9 protein-coding genes and 2 pseudogenes are annotated in these 17,526 nt (G+C 58.3%); 8 read left to right on the top strand and 3 right to left on the bottom strand.

All coding sequences use genetic code 11. The features are described from left to right. Positions 1–110: 110 nt before the first annotated feature. On the bottom strand, positions 111–389 hold the full coding sequence (locus tag J1C56_RS28360) for a hypothetical protein (protein ID WP_214393336.1): 279 nt from the start codon (positions 387–389) through the stop codon (positions 111–113). 728 nt (positions 390–1,117) lie between these two features. Between J1C56_RS28360 and J1C56_RS28365 the strand changes: the two genes are divergently transcribed. The 6 genes and pseudogenes from J1C56_RS28365 (at position 1,118) to J1C56_RS33125 (ending at position 6,873) form a co-directional block, all read left to right on the top strand. Next, a complete protein-coding gene (locus tag J1C56_RS28365) occupies positions 1,118–1,366 on the top strand; it encodes a CCE_0567 family metalloprotein (protein WP_214393337.1) in 249 nt (82 codons plus the stop codon). After that, positions 1,351–1,527: pseudogene (locus tag J1C56_RS33120) on the top strand (ferredoxin family protein); the annotation flags it as partial. The gene J1C56_RS28365 and the pseudogene J1C56_RS33120, both read left to right, overlap by 16 nt. 136 nt (positions 1,528–1,663) lie before the next feature. Further along, positions 1,664–2,824, top strand: coding sequence for an MFS transporter (locus tag J1C56_RS28370; protein WP_214393428.1), 1,161 nt, complete (start codon positions 1,664–1,666; stop codon positions 2,822–2,824). 351 nt (positions 2,825–3,175) lie between these two features. Beyond that, positions 3,176–4,339 (top strand): annotated as a pseudogene (locus tag J1C56_RS33780) (transposase); the annotation flags it as partial. 517 nt (positions 4,340–4,856) lie between these two features. After that, on the top strand, positions 4,857–5,543 hold the full coding sequence (locus J1C56_RS28380; RefSeq protein ID WP_246592063.1) for a class I SAM-dependent methyltransferase: 687 nt from the start codon (positions 4,857–4,859) through the stop codon (positions 5,541–5,543). A 652-nt stretch (positions 5,544–6,195) separates the two neighbouring features. After that, on the top strand, positions 6,196–6,873 hold the full coding sequence (locus tag J1C56_RS33125; protein ID WP_246592113.1) for a CoA transferase: 678 nt from the start codon (positions 6,196–6,198) through the stop codon (positions 6,871–6,873). Positions 6,874–8,273: 1,400 nt separating this feature from the next. Here J1C56_RS33125 and J1C56_RS28390 read toward each other — a convergent pair. Beyond that, positions 8,274–8,816, bottom strand: coding sequence for a hypothetical protein (locus J1C56_RS28390; RefSeq protein WP_214393338.1), 543 nt, complete (start codon positions 8,814–8,816; stop codon positions 8,274–8,276). A 38-nt stretch (positions 8,817–8,854) separates the two neighbouring features. On the opposite strand from J1C56_RS28390, the gene J1C56_RS28395 reads away from it, so the two are divergent. Beyond that, positions 8,855–9,061 (top strand): hypothetical protein, encoded by a 207-nt coding sequence (locus J1C56_RS28395; protein ID WP_214393339.1) that lies wholly within the window; start codon positions 8,855–8,857, stop codon positions 9,059–9,061. Positions 9,062–9,135: 74 nt separating this feature from the next. Here J1C56_RS28395 and J1C56_RS28400 read toward each other — a convergent pair whose 3' ends face one another. Further along, a complete protein-coding gene (locus J1C56_RS28400; protein ID WP_214393340.1) occupies positions 9,136–9,474 on the bottom strand; it encodes a hypothetical protein in 339 nt (112 codons plus the stop codon). A gap of 767 nt (positions 9,475–10,241) precedes the next feature. On the opposite strand from J1C56_RS28400, the gene J1C56_RS28405 reads away from it, so the two are divergent. Then, positions 10,242–17,495, top strand: coding sequence for a type I polyketide synthase (locus J1C56_RS28405; protein ID WP_214393341.1), 7,254 nt, complete (start codon positions 10,242–10,244; stop codon positions 17,493–17,495). Positions 17,496–17,526: the final 31 nt, after the last annotated feature.

Consider the following 17,526-nt stretch of genomic DNA (forward strand, 5'->3'; position numbering starts at 1 on the left):
GCCGATCCTGGATGGGCGGACTGGGGCGAGGTCTTGCGTCGCGCCGGCATTCCCCACGAGCTGCCCCGTGGCCGCAGGTTCGGCAAACTCTTCATGGCCTTGCATGCCACTCAGGCGATCAGAGCGTTGCCGCGGGCTGGCACCGGCTGATGCGGCCGTTGATAGAATAGGGCAAGCTCGTCAGGATCACCGACCTCAGTTGCCTGCGCCAGGGGGATACTGACATGGAACGACAATTGGACGCTCTCGCCGGCAGCTGTACTGCTGCGCAAATGGCTGCGGAAGATCGCGGCACGGGACGCCTGAAGGTAAAGCGCTGGCGCGCCTTCGCATTGCCCAGGCGCGTCGGTCGCCATCACGGGCTCGGGGGTCCGGCTTGCGATCATCATGATCGCGGCGCTCGCCTTGGCGCCCTCTGCTCGAGCGGCGGGCGTTGGGACTAACAAAGGGGATGATCTGCCAATGCGGAGCGCGAGCGAATGAAGCGTGAATCGCACTTCCCCGGAGCAATCCAGTTGGCCCTGGCTGAAAGACGGCGGACAACCGAAGCCTACTGTCGGGTTTGTCAAGTCCGCGACAGTGGCTGTTCGGTCTCCTGCCGCGCTCTCATATAGGCCTGAAATTATGGGGAATTTCTGAGACTCTTTTTGACCCAGTTTGGCACGATTTTTGAGGCAGCCTCATCGTAAAGCGGCAGGAATTGCCGACTGACATTTATGTCCTTGGCTTGGGTGACATCGCGATCGATGGAACGAGGAAAGCAACATGCCAGTGCCAAATCGACAATCTCCCAAAATACGCTTGCCGCCCATGTCGATCTTAGACAGAACATCTGATCGTCGGCTGCTACTCAAAGGGCCACCCCACTCGCCTCATCCTGAACTCGAAGGCGCAGGATACAGTCCTGCATCTAGCCGCGCCGGATCGCACCGATTGATCCGGCGGTCAATACTCCTGGTCGCAGCACAGCAACTACCAATCGGCATCCACCGGTTCGGCTTCGAGGCGTTCGGGAAGTTCGCCGAGGGCCGGTACGAAACTGCTCGACGCTGCGATCGCAGCCATTCATATGCCTTCATGGCACGAGCTGGTGGAACCGGGTATCGAGGAAGGGATCATGTCAGACCTTGAAGATCTGCAGAAGAAGGTTCGCAAGCTGCAGTCGCGTGCGGGAACTGCAAAGATGGAATTGCACGACCTTGCCGACGACCTCCCGATCAACTGGACCGAGATCAAGGCGATCGCTGAAAAAACATTCGATGTTTTTGCCGAGTTCGATGCGGCCAAGACAGAACTCGCTAACTTGGAGAGTTTCACGATGACGACATCACATGCGACCGCTCCAGATGGATGCCGGAATATCTGACGGCTATCGATGGCCCGCCCTGCATTGGCTGCGGCCGCTGCTTCAAGGTCTGCTCGCGCGAGATCGCGCTCCGTTACTGGGGCGATGAAGCGGGTGAAATCCTCGGCGTCTGCGACGGCGAGGACGACGACTTCGATGGCGAGCTCAATCGTATGATCATGAATGATGCCTACGCCATGCAGTTGCTTAGCAAGATGGCAAGGCAAACGGAGTTGCGCCGTGAACATCACTCCCTCAAATCAGCCTGCGCCAATCGGGGATGCCCCCCGTCTTCGGACGATAATTCCTGTTCTTGGCATGACGCAAATACTCGCATGGGGGTCCTCTTTCTTTCTGCTGGGCGTACTAACGCAGCCCATCGCCTGCGATACGGGCTGGCCGGTGGCCTGGATTGTCGGTGGCCTTTCACTCGGCCTGCTCGTAGCCGGCATCGTCTCGCCGCTTGTCGGCGACAATATCCAACGGTTTGGCGGTCGCCTTGTGCTGGCGACGAGCGCCGTCTTTCTTGCTGCCGGGTTAATCGGCTTGGCGCTCTCTCCCAACCTGCTGATCTACATCGTCTCGTGGCTGGTGCTCGGTGTCGGCATGGGCGCGGGTCTCTACGACCCGGCATTCGCGACGCTCGGCCGCATATATGGCCAGCGTGCGCGAACCGCGATTGCGACGCTGACCCTGTTTGGGGGCTTTACCAGCACCATCTGCTGGCCGCTCTCGGCCATGTTCGTCTCCGAATTCGGTTGGCGCAACGCATGCCTGATCTATGCGGGCATGGATCTATTCGTGCTGCTGCCAATCTATGTCTTCGCGCTGCCGAAAGAGCAGAAACGAGAGACACGTGCCGTCGTCGCAAGTGATCGCGGGGACCTGGGCGAGCGCCCTCTACCGGCAGGATCGAGGCTGCTGTTTATGCTAATGGTGCTCGTCATTACTATCAGCTCGATCAGTTCAACGCTGCTTTCCGTCCATCTCCTAACAATCCTTCAGGCTCGTGGCATCGGGCTTGCCGCCGCGGTCGCCCTCGGGGCGATGGTCGGGCCATGTCAAGTCGGCGCACGGGCGATCGACATGGCAATCAGTCGCTTCCATCATCCGATCTGGACGAAGGTTGCCTCGACCGTATTCGTTGCCATTGGAGTTGGCCTTCTGTGGGCGAACGTTCCAATCGTGACGGCAGCACTTGTGTTTTACGGGGCGGGAATTGGCTTAGAGTCCATTGCCCGCGGTACGCTGCCGCTCGCCGTCTTTGGTGACGACCTTTACCCATCGATCATGGGGCGCATCGCCATGCCGAGCCTGATCATGCAGGCCGCATCGCCCTCGCTGGGAGCACAGCTGATCACGAGGCTCGGCACGAACGGTTCGCTCGCCGTGCTGTTCGCGGTGGCGGTCATAAATGTGTTGTTGGTTCTGGCTCTTTTCGGCACATTAAAGAAACAAGGAACTGCGGACCGTGTTTGAGATCAATCCCTCGATCCGATCATTCGGGGGGATGCCGCCGATTTGGCATTCTGAGGTAGCGTCTCTCGGCTGATCGACCCGCTCCATGACGAGCGGGTCCGCTTTCCGCCCGCTTTAGCGCTACTTTGGCAGTTTCATTGAGGCGTCTCAACTAGCGTCAGTGTGGATATCCTTGACGGCGGGTTAATTTGAGAGCGTCGTAATCCTGTAGGAATGCATAGGCGGTCATGGTCATTAGTCGGCGCTGAAAAACATCAGAAAGCCTTGTAGGACATGGATTCCCAAGGGGTTTGAAGTATCGGAGAATGCGGGAAAGCGAATCCGATTCGTTCCTTTCCCAGTGTTTTATCGATGCCTTCATCTGGTCCATCCCGCGACAAGAGTGATCTTTTCCGCGAGCGCCTGGATGCGCTCCTCAACATGAGGCACCCGCTGGTGCGGCTGTCGGGGTTTATGCCGTGGGCCCGGTTTGATGAGGCGTTCGACCGCTTCTACCGCCCGGTCGGCAGGCCGGCCAAGCCGACACGATTGATGGTGGCGCTGCATTACCTCAAGCACGTCTACGATGTGTCGGACGAAGAGGTGGTGGAGCGGTGGGTGGAGAATGCGTACGGGCATTATTTTAGCGGCTTCGAGTTTTTCCAGCACGAGGCGCCGATCGACGCCAGCACGATGACACGTCGGCGCAAGCGGATCGGACCAGAGCCAGGCGAAGCGGTATGGTGTCGTGCTCAGGCAGCCACACCCGGCTGGCCAAGGCTGCGGCGGTACGCGCCGGCCGCTATGCTCACGCCCGGCAGTTTCGCCGGATGCGGCGCGAACTGAAGCGCCTTCGCACATATCTGGGCCGGGTTTTGCGCGACGTCAGCCGCAAGACCGCCGGCAATGGTGAACTCGAGGCCGGTTCGCCCGGCTGCTCGGCCTGGTCGAGCGGCTCTTGGCGCAGAAGCCGAAGGACAAGAACAAGCTCTATTCGCTCCATGCGCCCGAGGTGGTCTGCATCTCGAAAGGCAAAGCCCGCGCGCCCTACGAGTTTGGCTGCAAGGTCGGGATCGCTACGACGAACCGAGAAGGCCTCGTGCTGGCGGCCAAATCCTTCGAGGTTCAATCCGTATGACGTATGACGGCCACACGCTCGCAGCGACGGTCGATCAGGCGGTGGAGATTGGGGGTATCGATCCGGACCGCATCTACGTCGACAAGGGCTATCGCGGCCATGATTACGCCGGCTGGGGTTCGGTGATGATCGCCGGCAGCAAGCGCGGCCTGGGCGCCACCATGAAGCGGGAGATGAAGCGACGATCGGCCATCGAGGCCACCATCGGTCACATGAAAACCGATGGGCGGCTGGACCGAAACTTCCTTCTCGGTCATGGTGGCGACGCGATCAATGCTCTGCTCATGGCTGCCGGCCACAATCTGCGCCTCATCCTCGCCGTCCTGGCGCTTTTGTGTGCGCTCATCCTGCTCGCTATCGCTGCTTGCGCCGCCAAACCGGATACTTCCTCCCGTCGCCGCGGCCGCTGCCGCGTCAATGGCTTAGCCATTGTTCAGGGCGGACTCATTAAACCCTGCCGATGGAGCCTCGGTTGTGTGAAACACGTTCTGCAAAAGGGGTGCTTATGCATGGAAAATAACCTTCACTCTACAAGTAATACACCAAATCAAGATCGCAATCCATAAATCAATATCCAAATCTATGGTATTTATTGTGAAACTTTTTTAATATTAATGCAATTAAATTTTTACAGGAAAATTTGGTTAATCATGTATACTGCTTCCATAATCGAGAAAGACAACTAGGTTATCCTACATCCGCCTGGAGAGCGGCAGACCCTACGATCTGCACACGGAGCAAGAGATTTACAGCCGGCCTCTAAGGCCGATCCGGCGAGATATAGGGCCTTAAAGCTCGGCTGGCATCCGGCTCATTGAGGAAAACGTTGCGGATTCAGCCGCAGCCATTGGGCCGCTGATCACGACTGTACCGCATCGCATCTGCCCCTATACCGAGGAGCTGTCATGAATACCCTTGATCAACGTACCTCATTGGAGCAAGCCCGCACGAAGGCGCATCAAGCATTGCCATGCCCTCGACGGCGATGCCGGTCGCTTAGCCCACTTCTATCGCGGATGGGCGAGTTCTTATGACCTGTATGTTGGCCGTGAGGGGTACTGCGGGTCGACGGTCGTTGCGCAACTGGCGGATGCCGTGCAGGCAGCGTATTTGGCCAATGGGCGAGCAGCCATCGCAATCCTGGACCCTGGGTGCGGAACAGGTCTCGTGGGCGTGCAGTTGAAGCGCCTCGGTTTCCATTTGCTCGACTGGTTCGACCTCTCCGAGGAGGAGATGGCGGGCAAGGCTCTGAAAACTCGCGTTTATAGCCATGTCCGAAGCGATGTCGACCTAGACGAGCCGCTCTCCGACTACTCCAGTACGACTTATGACATTACGGGTCTGCTGCGGCGTCTTCACGCTCGGGCACGCCCGATCGGACGCATGCGCGAACTGGCTCGCGTCACGCGCCCCAACGGATTCATCAGAGCAAGCACTCGCAAGAGCTGTACGGTGGCTAAATCCTTTGAAGATGAGGTGCGGTCTCTGCAGGATGAGGGCGTGCTTGTGACGGCACGGTGTCTATACGACGGCAGATTCATCGCGGGGGGAGGGACTAGGGTTTTCCAAGCGCCCGATAGGGACAGCGCACCGGCAGGATAGCGCAATTCGGATGGGAAAGGCGCAAGTGCCGAATAGGGCCGGCGCCTGCAACCGTCGTATCGGATATTTTGCTTCCCGCATGAGGATGGCAGCGTCCAATCGTTCCGTACCTGGTCTGGCTATCTTCCCAAACGTCGAGCTGATCTGCGTCGACTTTCTGGGGCGCGGTAGCCGAACAGCTGAGACCGCGATCCGGAGCATGGATTTGCTAGTATCCGCTGTCACTGAGGCGCTTCGCGGATATGTCGACCGGCCTTTCATCTTCTTTGGTCATAGTACGGGTGCCTCGTGGCTTACGCGGTCGTCCGCTCGCTTGAGTGCTCCGGTAGTCATCTTAGTCTACATGCGCCGACCCTTAGAAGGGTCGCCATGCGATAAGAGGCGCTAGCGGGTTTCACGGGAACTGCTCAACGTAGCCCATGAGGTTGCGCAAAAAGTCACTTGGCAAATGACTTTAATTCGCCTTCCTGGCGAGAGGGTTTCGCGCAATACCGAGGGGCGCCGGATGTAGCCGCCGCTGCTATGCGGCTTGTTGGCCAGTAATCGTCAAATGGTCTGGAAACTCCACCAATGGGAATCGTGATCGATGGGAGTACTCAGAGGCGTTAAGATCATCGAAATGGTTGGGATGGGGCCGGGACCATTTTGCGGCATGCTGCTTGCCGACTTAGGGGCTGACGTGATTGCGGTGGAGCGCCCAGCCAAAGATGCAGGCGCTCCACGACCTTGGTCGATATGCAGTCGTGGGAAGCGCTCAATCGTGCTGGATATAAAGAAGCCGGGAGCAGTGGACACGTTCTTAGAACTGATCGACGGGGCCGATGCCCTGATCGAAGGCAATCGCCCAGGGGTTATGGAACGCCTCGGGATAGGGCCAGATGTCTGCCTCGCCCGTCGCCCGTCATTAGTTTACGGTCGGATGACCGGTTGGGGGCAGTATGGTCCTCTGTCGAAGGCTGCAGCACACGACGCCAATTACATTGCTCTTTCCGGCGCTCTATGGTTCGCGACCCAGCCTGGCCAGCCACCTGAAGCACCCCCCACAATCCTAGGCGATGTAGCCGGAGGGGCGCTCTATCTAGCCGTTGGCATTCTCGCCGGAATTCTCCGGGCTAGACAGGATAGCACTGGGCAGGTGATTGATGCAGCTATGGTTGATGGCTCGGCTCACTTGTTGAACCTCTTGGTGTCGTTTCTTCCTATCGACTACGACCTCTCCATTGCAAACGCCCGGCCAGGGGCTCTCGGGAAGCATTTCGACCGTACTTACGTCTGCTCAGACGGTGAGTGGATTGTTCTGCAGGCTATGGAGCCCCAATTCTACGTTTAGCTTATCAGACGTCTTGGCCTCGATCACGATGAGCGCTTCGCCGAAAGTCAAAGAGGAAACCCGAACGTTTGGGGGCCGCTCGGAGATGAGCTCGCCGCGCTATTTAAGACCAAAACCCGAGCGGAATGGACTGAGTTGCTTGAAGGCACCGATACCTGCTTCGCGCCTCTTCTATCCATGCCAGAGGGCTGCTGTGCACCCACATATGGTGGCCCGCGACGTTTACCGAACTGTCGACGGTGTGTTGCAGGCCAACGCCGCTCCGCGCTTTTCAGCGACACCGTCGCCTGAACTGACCTCTATACCAGCCCTCGGAGTGCACACCACAGACATCATATCCGAGCTTGGCCACAACGAGGATACGATCGAGAGCCTGAGTCGCATGGGCGTCCTAGGATCCTCGTAACCTTCTGTCATGGACCGGATATCGCCGCCGCTCTTGCCGTCGCCACGATTGCCTTTGTGCAACGGATGAAGTCGGTCATTCATCCCTATGCGCATGTCGCACGGCTGCGTCGGCAGATAGACCCGCACCCAGTGACCAAGGCGCAATCATGCCGTCGCCTTCAAAGCCGTATCCAGCCGGTGAGGGACGCGGACGGCCCTATTTGTTTTCGTCGCGATGGATGGTGTGAACGGTCGTCAGGAAGTGCGCATAAACGGTGCCAGCAAGGAGATCCAGGTTTCCGCGAGAAGCGGAAGGGTTGTCTGGGGGATCGCATAGGAGGACCTCGCCCCCGCAGCGCAGCGTAGCGCGGACCGCGTGCGGGGGCGAGATCCGGAGAACATTTTTCGCCGATGCTTTTTCGGTGAAGCGCGTGGGCGCTGGCGGAGCCGCAGCGCGTGCTTTAATCTTTTCCCAGATCGTTAAAGCAGGCGCGGCGCCGACCCAACCTTGCAAGTTTACCCGGCGCCGCACCCTACACCGTGCGGAAGACGAATGCCGGGCTATTATGGCGCAGATGGCACCTCGCGTCCACGTCATGGACACCGACACGTCATGGACACCGCCACAGGGTGGCGGAAGAGGACACCGGGCGCTTCTTCCTTTGCGAGTGTTGCCGGGCTCAGACACTGATCTGCAGACGTTGCGACCGTGGACAGATCTATTGGGCCAAGGGCTGCGCATGTGTTGCGCGTGCCGAGCGACGACGGGATGTTGCCAAGCGATATCAAGCCAGCAGAAACGGCCGCTTCGCTCACGCCGAGCGCAGCCGCCGATACCGGGCCCGACGCAATAAAGTGACGCACCATGGTTCACCCGATGACGACGCCGATGTTTATGTCATGACGGCAACGGCTACGACGCAGATCCAAGCGCCTGACACCGCTGATACGCCGTCCTTAACCGAGCCTGCGATCTCGACTGGGTCGTTGGGGGGTATTCTAGGGCGCCACTGTCACTGGTGTAATCGCCGCTGCTCGCGGTTTGTCCGCCGCGAGCCCCTGCGTCGCCGCCAAGCCATTCGAACGTCTCCGTCTTGAGGATAACGATGGCCATATCTCCTGAGCTGCAGGCCCAGATCCTGCGCTATCACCATGTCGAGAAGTGGCGCGCTGGCACCATTGCCCGGCAGCTCGGCATCCACCACCACACCGTTCATGGAGTGCTTGCCCGATCCGGGCTGGTGCCCCATGGCCCGCAGACCCGACCCAGCAAGATCGACCCCTATCTCCCGTTCGTCCTTGAGACCTTGAAGGCCTTTCCCAGCCTGACGGCTGCCCGTCTTTACGGCATGGTCGTTGAGCGGGGTTACTGCGGTGACAGCGGTCACTTCCGTCACGTGATCGCCCGCCACCGGCCTCGCCCCAAGGCCGAGGCTTATCTGCGCTTGCGCACGCTTCCTGGCGAGCAGGCCCAGGCCGACTGGGGTCATTTCGGACATCTGCAGATTGGCCGGGCGCGGCGCCCACTCATGGCCTTCGTCATCGTCCTGAGCCACTCACGCCGGATCTTCCTGCGTTCTTTCTGGATGCAAGGATGGAAGCGTTTCTGGCCGGTCACCTCGAAGCCTTCGAGAGATGGGGCGGGATCCCAAAAGTCGTGCTCTACGATAATCTGAAGAGCGCAGTGCTCGAGCGTCGTGGCGACACAATCCGCTTCAATCCTACCCTGATCGCCTTTGCCGCCCACTATCGCTACGATCCGCGCCGGTGGCCATTGCCAGGGATGGAACGGCGAAGCTGATTTTGCTACTTTGTCGCGGCTCGGGTGACCGCGTGGCGAAGAGCAGGGTCGAGGTTGCAACCCTGTCGCGCAGCCTATGATCGTCGTACCTCGTGTGCGGCGCTCGAGCGCCCCTTCGGCGATTGCTGTTTCCATGTAGCGACAAAGCGACGGTAGATTTCCTCGGCGTTGCCGATCGTTTCGCGCTCGCTGTCGCGCACCGACTTGTTGCTGCAGTCGGCGGCGGATCCATCCGTGCAAGAACTGCGCTCACAAAGGAGAATGGGAAGCCGGGAGCCGAACGCCTCTATGTGACCGAAGCCGCAAAGCGAGACGGTATCAGCATCACGGATTGGAGATTGGTTCAGAACCGCAGGACGCAAAGCCTGCCCGGCGAACGGAAGAGTTTTAGCCAAGGAAGAAATGCCGGTCAACGCAACCGGCTCGGGGAAACAAACGGCAAAAGTGCCGATTGTGCGAGGACACGGAGGTGCGCAACCTCGCACCAAACACTCAGCTCTCCTACCTTCAGCAGGTCTCGCTGTTTTGCGCGTCACTTCGGCAAGTCGCTGGACCTGCTCAGGCAAGAGGATATTCGAACCTATAAGGTCTAGCTGACCAACGAGAAGAAGCTATCGCCCGGCTCGATCCATGCCGCCATTCGGCGCTTCACTTTCTCGATAAGGTGTAGCTATCAAAATTATAACATGATCGCAATGGAGTGTTATAACGAATTTATTACTATATAAGTACTATTAATTTTGATTAAAATAAAGTTTACATAAATTTCATCCACGAAATCGCTTGTAACAGGTATCATAGCGTCGACAAAGTTACCTTTGGTTGTGGGAAGGCCATCTAATCGCTGAGGGTCACTGGCTTATTTCGGAGGAATTAATGCGGGGCGACGCCGCCTACACGAAGAATACCGCGCTAGTCCTGTCGGGCGGATCAGGTCGAGAGTTGGACATATGTTTCTGCTAGACGCGTCCCCGCTAAGCGACTTCCACTGGAGCCTTGTCGAGCGCTCCCACCCACCTCAACCGCCTGATCTTCGACGATCCATATGAATTCGGGCGAGACATGGTCATCACAGATGCGGGGTACAAGCGTTCCGACTTAATCATGAAAATCACGGGAAGACCAACGTCCAAACGGAGACGTTTATTTCATGCTGAATCGAAGTGGAGTAGTTTGAAAAATGGAACAAGTTCGCGAGAAAGTTACAGCATTACTGAGCATCGTAAAGAGATCATTTGACCCATCGTATCGCATAATTTGCTTTCCTCACGGGGGCGGTAGCGTCCAGTCGTTCCGTACTTGGTCTGACTATCTCCCCGATGACGTTGAGCTTATTTGCCTGGATCTTCCCGGGCGCGGCAAACGGTCAGCGGAGGCTGCCATCTGCAGCTTGGACGTACTAGTACCCATGGTCACTGAGGCGCTGCGCGGGTACAACGACCGGCCTTTTGTTTTCTTCGGTCATAGCGTCGGTGCCCTCTTCGCTTATGAGATCGCCCGTTCCCTGGAGAAGGCCGGTCGGCCATCTCCCTTCCATGTCGTCGTGTCTGCTCACAAGTCGGCGGTTGTGCCGGCGGATGAGCCGCCAATGTATAGATACGTGGATGATAAGTTAACCGATGTGGTCCGGATCCTTGGCTTGGTCCCCAAGGAGGCGCTGGCAAATGAGGAACTCCTGCATAACTTCATCTTGCCGCCGTTGCGGGCCGACTTCGAACTTGCGGAGACGTACGACCGGGACTTACCAACGCCTCTCGACGCGGCGATCACCGCAATTGGGGGAGTGCAAGACGAAACGGTCAATGCCAATGACCTAGACGAATGGCGTCGGCTTACGACGTCGCGCTTCGCCCGGATTATGTTTGATGGTGATCATTTTTATACCCATTCCATGACGGCGGAAGTGGTATCTACCCTCCTACGTGAAGTTGGGGAGGTAAAGGCACAACTCCCAGCTTCCATTCGAATTGGCGAGGCCCTACCTTATCCCGAACTACCACTGCATGACCAATTTCGCAAACAAGCGGCCCTCAATCCGGAGGCCCCTGCCGTCGTCTCAGAGAATAGGGTCTTGACGTACCGTGAGCTCGACGACCTGAGCGAGATTCTATCCAGGAACCTCCTCGGACATGGTCAGAGCCGAGGTTCCCGCGTGGGTATTCTGATGGATACTTCACCTGAATACGCCGTCGCGCTGTTTGGTATTCTTAAGACAGGGGCGGCTTACGTCGTGCTTGAAAAAGCGCAGCCCATGGTTGCGCTACGGCGGATACTTGAGAAGGCATGCGTTGAAATCGTTGTCACCAACAACCGCTTCGCAGCTAAGGTTCCGCCTGACTGGTCCGGTATTGCGCTGTCGCTCGACGAGGGTTGGGAAGCACAACTAGGCAAGGCCAGCCCGGCCAATCCCCAAGCGGTGGATCTCGATGCGCCGGCCCAGATTGTATTTTCGTCTGGCACGACTGGTGAACCGAAAGGGGTCGTCTGCCCTCACCGAAGCGCTGTATCCTCTCATCAGTGGCGCTATTGCGCGCTGCCGTATGCGCCTGATGAGCGCGAGGCGGTCAATCTCTTCTTAGTCTGGGAGATAATGCGGCCGATCCTCGCCGGGATTCCAGCCTATCTGATCCCTGACGACGTTATCTACGATCCGCACCAGCTGGTCGACTACCTGGAACGAAATCGAATCTCCAGAACATTACTAACGCCTTCACTGCTAGATGTGCTTCTCAGCAGCGGTTCCCTCGACGTGCCCTCTCGCCTTCCGGATCTCCGATTGATTTACTTATCAGGCGAGGTGACAACAGCAGCGTTGCTTGCGCGTGTGATGGACGCGCTGCCGCACGTCAGAATCATCAATTACTACGGCGCAGCGGAGGCACATGATGTCGCGCATATTGACCTGAGTGAGATCGATCCTGCGACAACACAAAAGGTTGTACCGGTCGGTTCGCCTCAGCACAATGTCAGTGCCTATATCCTCGGGGAGCAACGCGACCCCGTACCGCTGGGCTTCTTGGGTGAGGTCTTCGTCGGCGGCGATTCATTAGGTCATGGATATCTCAACAGCCCGGAGATGACACGGGAAAGGTTCTTTCCTGACCCGTTCAACGTTGATGGCAAGATGTTCCGCACTGGCGATCTTGGCCGCATGCTGCCCGGTGGCCAATTAGAGATTATCGGGCGCTGCGCTTTCATGGTGAAGATCCGAGGATATAGCGTCGTCCCCGCGTCTATAGAAGCTGCTTTGCTTCGGTACTCCGACGTCTGCTCCGCCGCGGTTGTGCCGGAGCTCGATCCGACTACCGGTCAGACTGATCGACTGATCGCCTATGTAGTCTTGCGGAATCAGTGCAAGGGGTGGCAGGCTTCTTTGCAGGCGCATTTGAAGTCTGAGGTGCCGCACTACGCAGTCCCGTCAGAGTTTATTGCTCTGAGGGAATTGCCCATTGCGGCCAACGGGAAACTTGATCGGTCGCGCCTCCGCAATATCGCACAAGAGGCCTGCACTCCAGTCACAGGTGCCGACGAGGTCGATGCGGTACTTCGCGCAATCTGGCGCGACCTACTCAAGGCTGAACCCGCTGATCCGACCGACAACTTTTTCGACTGCGGTGGACACTCCCTTCTGGCTGCCCGTCTCTGCACGCAGCTTCGTGGGAGTCTGAAGGTGGAGCTCCGCGTCGTGGAGGTCTTCCTCAATCCGACTTTTAAAGAACTCGCGGCTCTTATCCGCAAGCGCGGTGGCGTGCAGGGACGTCCCCCAAACCGGAAGCTCTCCAACATACCGAAAGCCTTGGCGGGCAGGGCGCATCTGAAGGCGTTCGACGGGCGACGCGGCCCCGGTATGGACATTGCGGTGATTGGTATGGCCGCGCGATTCCCCGGCGCGGATACAGTCGATGCACTCTGGGAAAACCTTTGCCAAGGGGTCTGCTCGATCGCCCCGCTCTCCGCGGACGAACTCAAGGCGCGGGGCGTTCCGGAAGCTGTCCTGAAGCGCTCCGATTATGTGCGGGTGGGCGCCCATCTCAACGGTGTGGACCTTTTCGATCCGGGTTTCTGGGACCTGTCGAGCCATGAGGCAACGTTAATGGACCCACAGCATCGCCTGTTTCTCGAATGCTGCTGGAAGGCGCTCGAGTCGGCCGCATATGCGCCAACCGAGCATGAGGGCCGGACCGGGGTATTCGCAGGTTCGTACCTCCCACTCTATCTCCTACACCATTTGAAAGGGGGCGACCTCATAGATCCCAACAACGCGCCGCTCGCTTTGCTGACGGAGCTCGGCAACGACAAGGATTATCTTGCCTCGCGCGTTTCCTACATGCTGAACCTCAACGGTCCAAGCATCGCAGTCCAAACCGCATGTTCAACTGGGCTGGTGGCAATCGGGGTTGCCACTCAGTCACTCGCGGCCGGCTATTGCGACATGGCGCTGGCAGGCGCGGCGAGCATCAACTTTCCCCAAGCAGGTTATCAGTATGTCGAGGGCTTCATCAATTCCTCGGACGGTGTGTGCCGAGTGTTTGATGCTGATGCGAAGGGCACGGTGATTGGAGATGGGGTGGGGGTCGTTGTCCTTAAGCGCCTTGAAGAGGCCCTCGCGGCGGGCGACCCGATTCAAGCAGTGATAAAAGGATGTGCCATTAACAATGATGGCCGCAACAAGACTTCCTACTCAGCGCCCAGCGCGGGAGGCCAGACCGCTGTTGTGCGCCAGGCACTTGAGTCTGCAGCGCTCGGCGCTGAAGACGTGGAATATATCGAAACTCATGGAACCGGCACTAAGGTCGGCGACCCGATCGAGATCCGCGCACTGGCCGAAGTTTTCGCGGGGCGAGAGGAAACGGGACACGCCTGTGCACTCGGGTCAATTAAACCGAATATTGGCCATGCCAATGCCGCCGCCGGGGTTGCGAGCTTTATCAAGGCCGTACTCGCCCTTCAGCACGGGGTAATCCCCCCGACCATCAACATCAACAGGCTGAACGGAGATCTGGGCCTGGAGAACACGCCCTTCTTCGTCAATGAGCAGCTTAGACACTGGCCTCGGCCGCAGGGACGACCGCGAACTGCCGGAGTCACCGGCCTCGGTATAGGCGGAACCAACTGCCATGTTGTTCTGCAGGAATGGACTGGTGAGAACGCAAGGGATTGGCCCGGCTCGGTCGAGCGGGGGTCCTACGCCCTTTGCCTATCCGCAAAGACGCCGTCGGCGCTAAGCCGGGCCTGCCGGAATTTCGCCACGTTCCTACGGCGCTACCAGGATGTCGATCTCGGTGACGTCGCGCATACCCTCCGGGTGGCGCGATGCCATTTCGATCATCGGACGGTCGTTGTGGCGCGCAACTTGGACATGGCCATCAAGAGGCTGGAGGAAGAGGCTGATCGCGCGGGTGATCAAGCCCTGTCCTCACCGTCGATTGCGTTCATGCTGCCGGGCGGTGGAGTCCAGCACGCAGGCATGTTCAAGGATCTGTTTGATCACGTTTCTGACTTTCGCGAGGCGTTTCTGACTTGTGCCGCCGCTAGTCGCCCCGTCCTGGATCGTGATCTGGAGTCACTCGTGTTTGGGGAGAACGAAGGCTACGCGACCGCATCCTTCGAAGAAATCAACGTCATGATCTTCTCCGTGCAGTACGCTCTGACACAACTGCTCGAAGCGTGTGGCGTGCGTCCCGACTACCTTGTCGGACACAGCATGAGCGAATACGTCGTGGCCACGCTAGCGGGCATTTTGAAACTGAACGACGCCATAGCTCTAATGGTCGCCCGTGGTCGTGCGATGGCGAATCTTGGTGTCGACGGTGCTATGCTTGCGGTGAGATGCGGCCCCGAGGAGGCTAAACGCATTCTCGAGGAGGACGTTTGGCGTGACTGGGCCGAAGCTGGGGAGATCACTGTCGGTGTCGTGAACTCCAAATCCAGTGTAGTGTTTACGGGGAAACGGGAACTGATTGAAAAACTTCATAAGGAGCTCGAAAAAGCAGAGGTTCCCAACCAGATCCTCAACACAGCTGGCGTCCCCAGCCATTCTCCGCTGATGAAACCGGCGGCTGATATGATTGACGCACATGTCCGCACGCTCAAGAAACGAGTACCGGACCTGCCCATCGCTCTGAATTCAGGAGGATATCTGCACCGGGCGAAAGTGCCTCTGACCGAGACCTACTGGAGTAGGCAAGCAAGTGGAACGATCCGATTCGATCGGTCTCTCGCGGCTGTCGTCGCGGCCGGTGCAACCGTGCTCGTCGACGTTGGCCCCTCGTGCAATCTGACGCGTTTCGCACATGAAACAATCAATTCAGAGGCTCCTAAGATTAGAATTCCGGTAGTCGTTTCAGCCGCGCAAGGGAAGGATGACCAGGAGTTCACCGACCGTCACGTTCTTCTGGAATGTCTTGGGAATCTCTGGTCCTTGGGTGTTTCGGTGGATTGGAAACGAGCCAGTGATCAATTGGAACCGTTCGGTTCTCGCCGCAGGATCTCGCTTCCGACATACTCGTTTGATCGCCACCGTTGCTGGCCGGAGGGTCAGCCTGCCGGCTTGACGGTTCTGCCGAAGACCGAAGAGCGTGAGCGGCGCAGGGGAGAGGTGTTCACCTATGCCCAGAGTTGGACGGAGAAAATGCTTTCCCGCACGGTTCCGGGCGACGGAGGCACAAAGGCGCTTCGTTGGCTGGTGCTTGCCGACCGGCCGTTTGGTGAGGCAGAGCGTGCGGGAGACATGCTGGCGAATAGCATCACGCGACTGTTGGAGGATGCTGGTCATGAGGTTGTTCGTGTTTGCCGACGAGCCAAACCCTCGAACCCACCCATGAAAGTCAAAGGGTCTTTCATCATGATTGACCCCACCCGAGAAGGCCTGAAGGCGCTCTTCGACACCGAGATCGCCTCGGAGCGTCCCGTTGATCGGATTCTCTGCCTCTGGCACCTGAGCGGCTGCGCTGACGCGTCTGGGGACCCGGGCACGGTGCAGACCGATCTTTTGCGGAGCTACGACGCGATACTCGATTTGGCGCGAGTTCTCTCTCCACTGACGTTCCGGAGTCCGCTTGATGTCTGGATTGTTGGTGACCGGATGGTCCAGGTCGGCGACGAAGCTGTGGATCCCGAAAAGGCATGCGTCTTCGGCCCCGCTATCGTGCTGCCGCAGGAGAACCCGATGGTCGATTGTCGGGTTGTTGACCTGAACGTCGACGACCCAATAATCGCCGATCGGCTCGCTGCTGAAATCCGGCGTGATGAGCCTGATCCCGAAGCGGTCGTCGCGCTCCGTGGGAACCGGCGATGGGTGCCGCATTTTCCCGAGATGGTCCTCGCGGAAAAGACTCCCGGAGGCGGGGAGGTCCTCCGACCGGAAGGCGTCTATCTGATCACAGGAGCTCTTGGAAAGATCGGGCTTTCCTTGACTGAACATCTTGTAACCGTTGGAGCGACGGTCATCGCGATAACCCGCCGTGCGGTACCTGCCACTTTGGACTGCAAGTCCGCAGATATCGATGACTGTGGCTGGATGCGCCGATTGACCGCGCTTGACAACGCAAAGGGGCGGGTGATTCTTCACCAGGCGGACGTATCCGATTTCAACAACCTTTCGGGCGTGCTCGACGCGACGGTTCGGAGGTTCGGGCGGATCGATGGCATCTTTCACGCCGCCGGATTAGCCGATCTGAAGTTCCTTTCAGAGATGGAGGACACGACCTCCGCCAATGAGTTCGCCTCCAAAATCGTGGGAACGCGCAACCTCTACAGTGCGATCCAGCGAATGCAGTCCACCCACGCCCAATCCCCCGAGTTTGTGTTCCTTTTCTCATCCGTTGCATCCATCCTAGGCGGACCGGCGATGGCCGCTTATGCGGCGGCCAACAGGTTCATGGACGCATTTGCACGCCAGGTGCAGGCCAAACTCGGCGTCCGGTGGATCAATTCCAACTGGGATGACTGGGATTACGCCTACGACGAGGGGCAGGTGACCTCCGCCTACGCGACGTCTAAAGCGAGGGATCTTGCACTGTGTCCCGACGAAGGAATTGACATCATCGAACGCATCCTGGCAACCGTCGACAACAGCCAAGTGATCATAGCGACGCGGCCCTTGCCTCCTCGATTAAGGCAATGGAGCGAGCAAGGTCGGACAATAGCGAACTACGGCCCAGGCATATCTTCGCCGAAAGAAGTCGGAAAGGTGGAGGAGGACGCTCAAAGCGACGATCTGAAGGAGGCCTTCCTCAGCGAAGTGAAATCTCTATTGAAGGTCACGGAGATAAGATTCGAAGATAACTTCTTCGACCTTGGGGGAGATAGCCTTCTCGCCACAGCACTCCAACTTCGGTTGAATAATAGCGACCGCTGGAGGCCGCCTCGACTGAACGAGATCTTTAAGGCTGCAAACTTTAGCGATCTCTACGAGAGAATCTGCCAGACATGATCCGCCAGCCCGCAATAGCCGTGGAAACAAC

The sequence above is a fragment of the Aminobacter anthyllidis genome, from assembly GCF_018555685.1.
Classification (GTDB): Bacteria; Pseudomonadota; Alphaproteobacteria; order Rhizobiales; family Rhizobiaceae; genus Aminobacter; species Aminobacter anthyllidis.

Coding starts and splice junctions, on each gene's coding strand:
- J1C56_RS33125 (WP_246592113.1), top strand. CDS start 6,196: ATGCTGCTTGCCGACTTAGGGGCTGACGTGATTGCGGTGGAGCGCCCA.
- J1C56_RS28360 (WP_214393336.1), bottom strand. CDS start 389: ATGATGATCGCAAGCCGGACCCCCGAGCCCGTGATGGCGACCGACGCG.
- J1C56_RS28370 (WP_214393428.1), top strand. CDS start 1,664: ATGACGCAAATACTCGCATGGGGGTCCTCTTTCTTTCTGCTGGGCGTA.
- J1C56_RS28405 (WP_214393341.1), top strand. CDS start 10,242: ATGGAACAAGTTCGCGAGAAAGTTACAGCATTACTGAGCATCGTAAAG.
- J1C56_RS28395 (WP_214393339.1), top strand. CDS start 8,855: ATGGAAGCGTTTCTGGCCGGTCACCTCGAAGCCTTCGAGAGATGGGGC.
- J1C56_RS28365 (WP_214393337.1), top strand. CDS start 1,118: ATGTCAGACCTTGAAGATCTGCAGAAGAAGGTTCGCAAGCTGCAGTCG.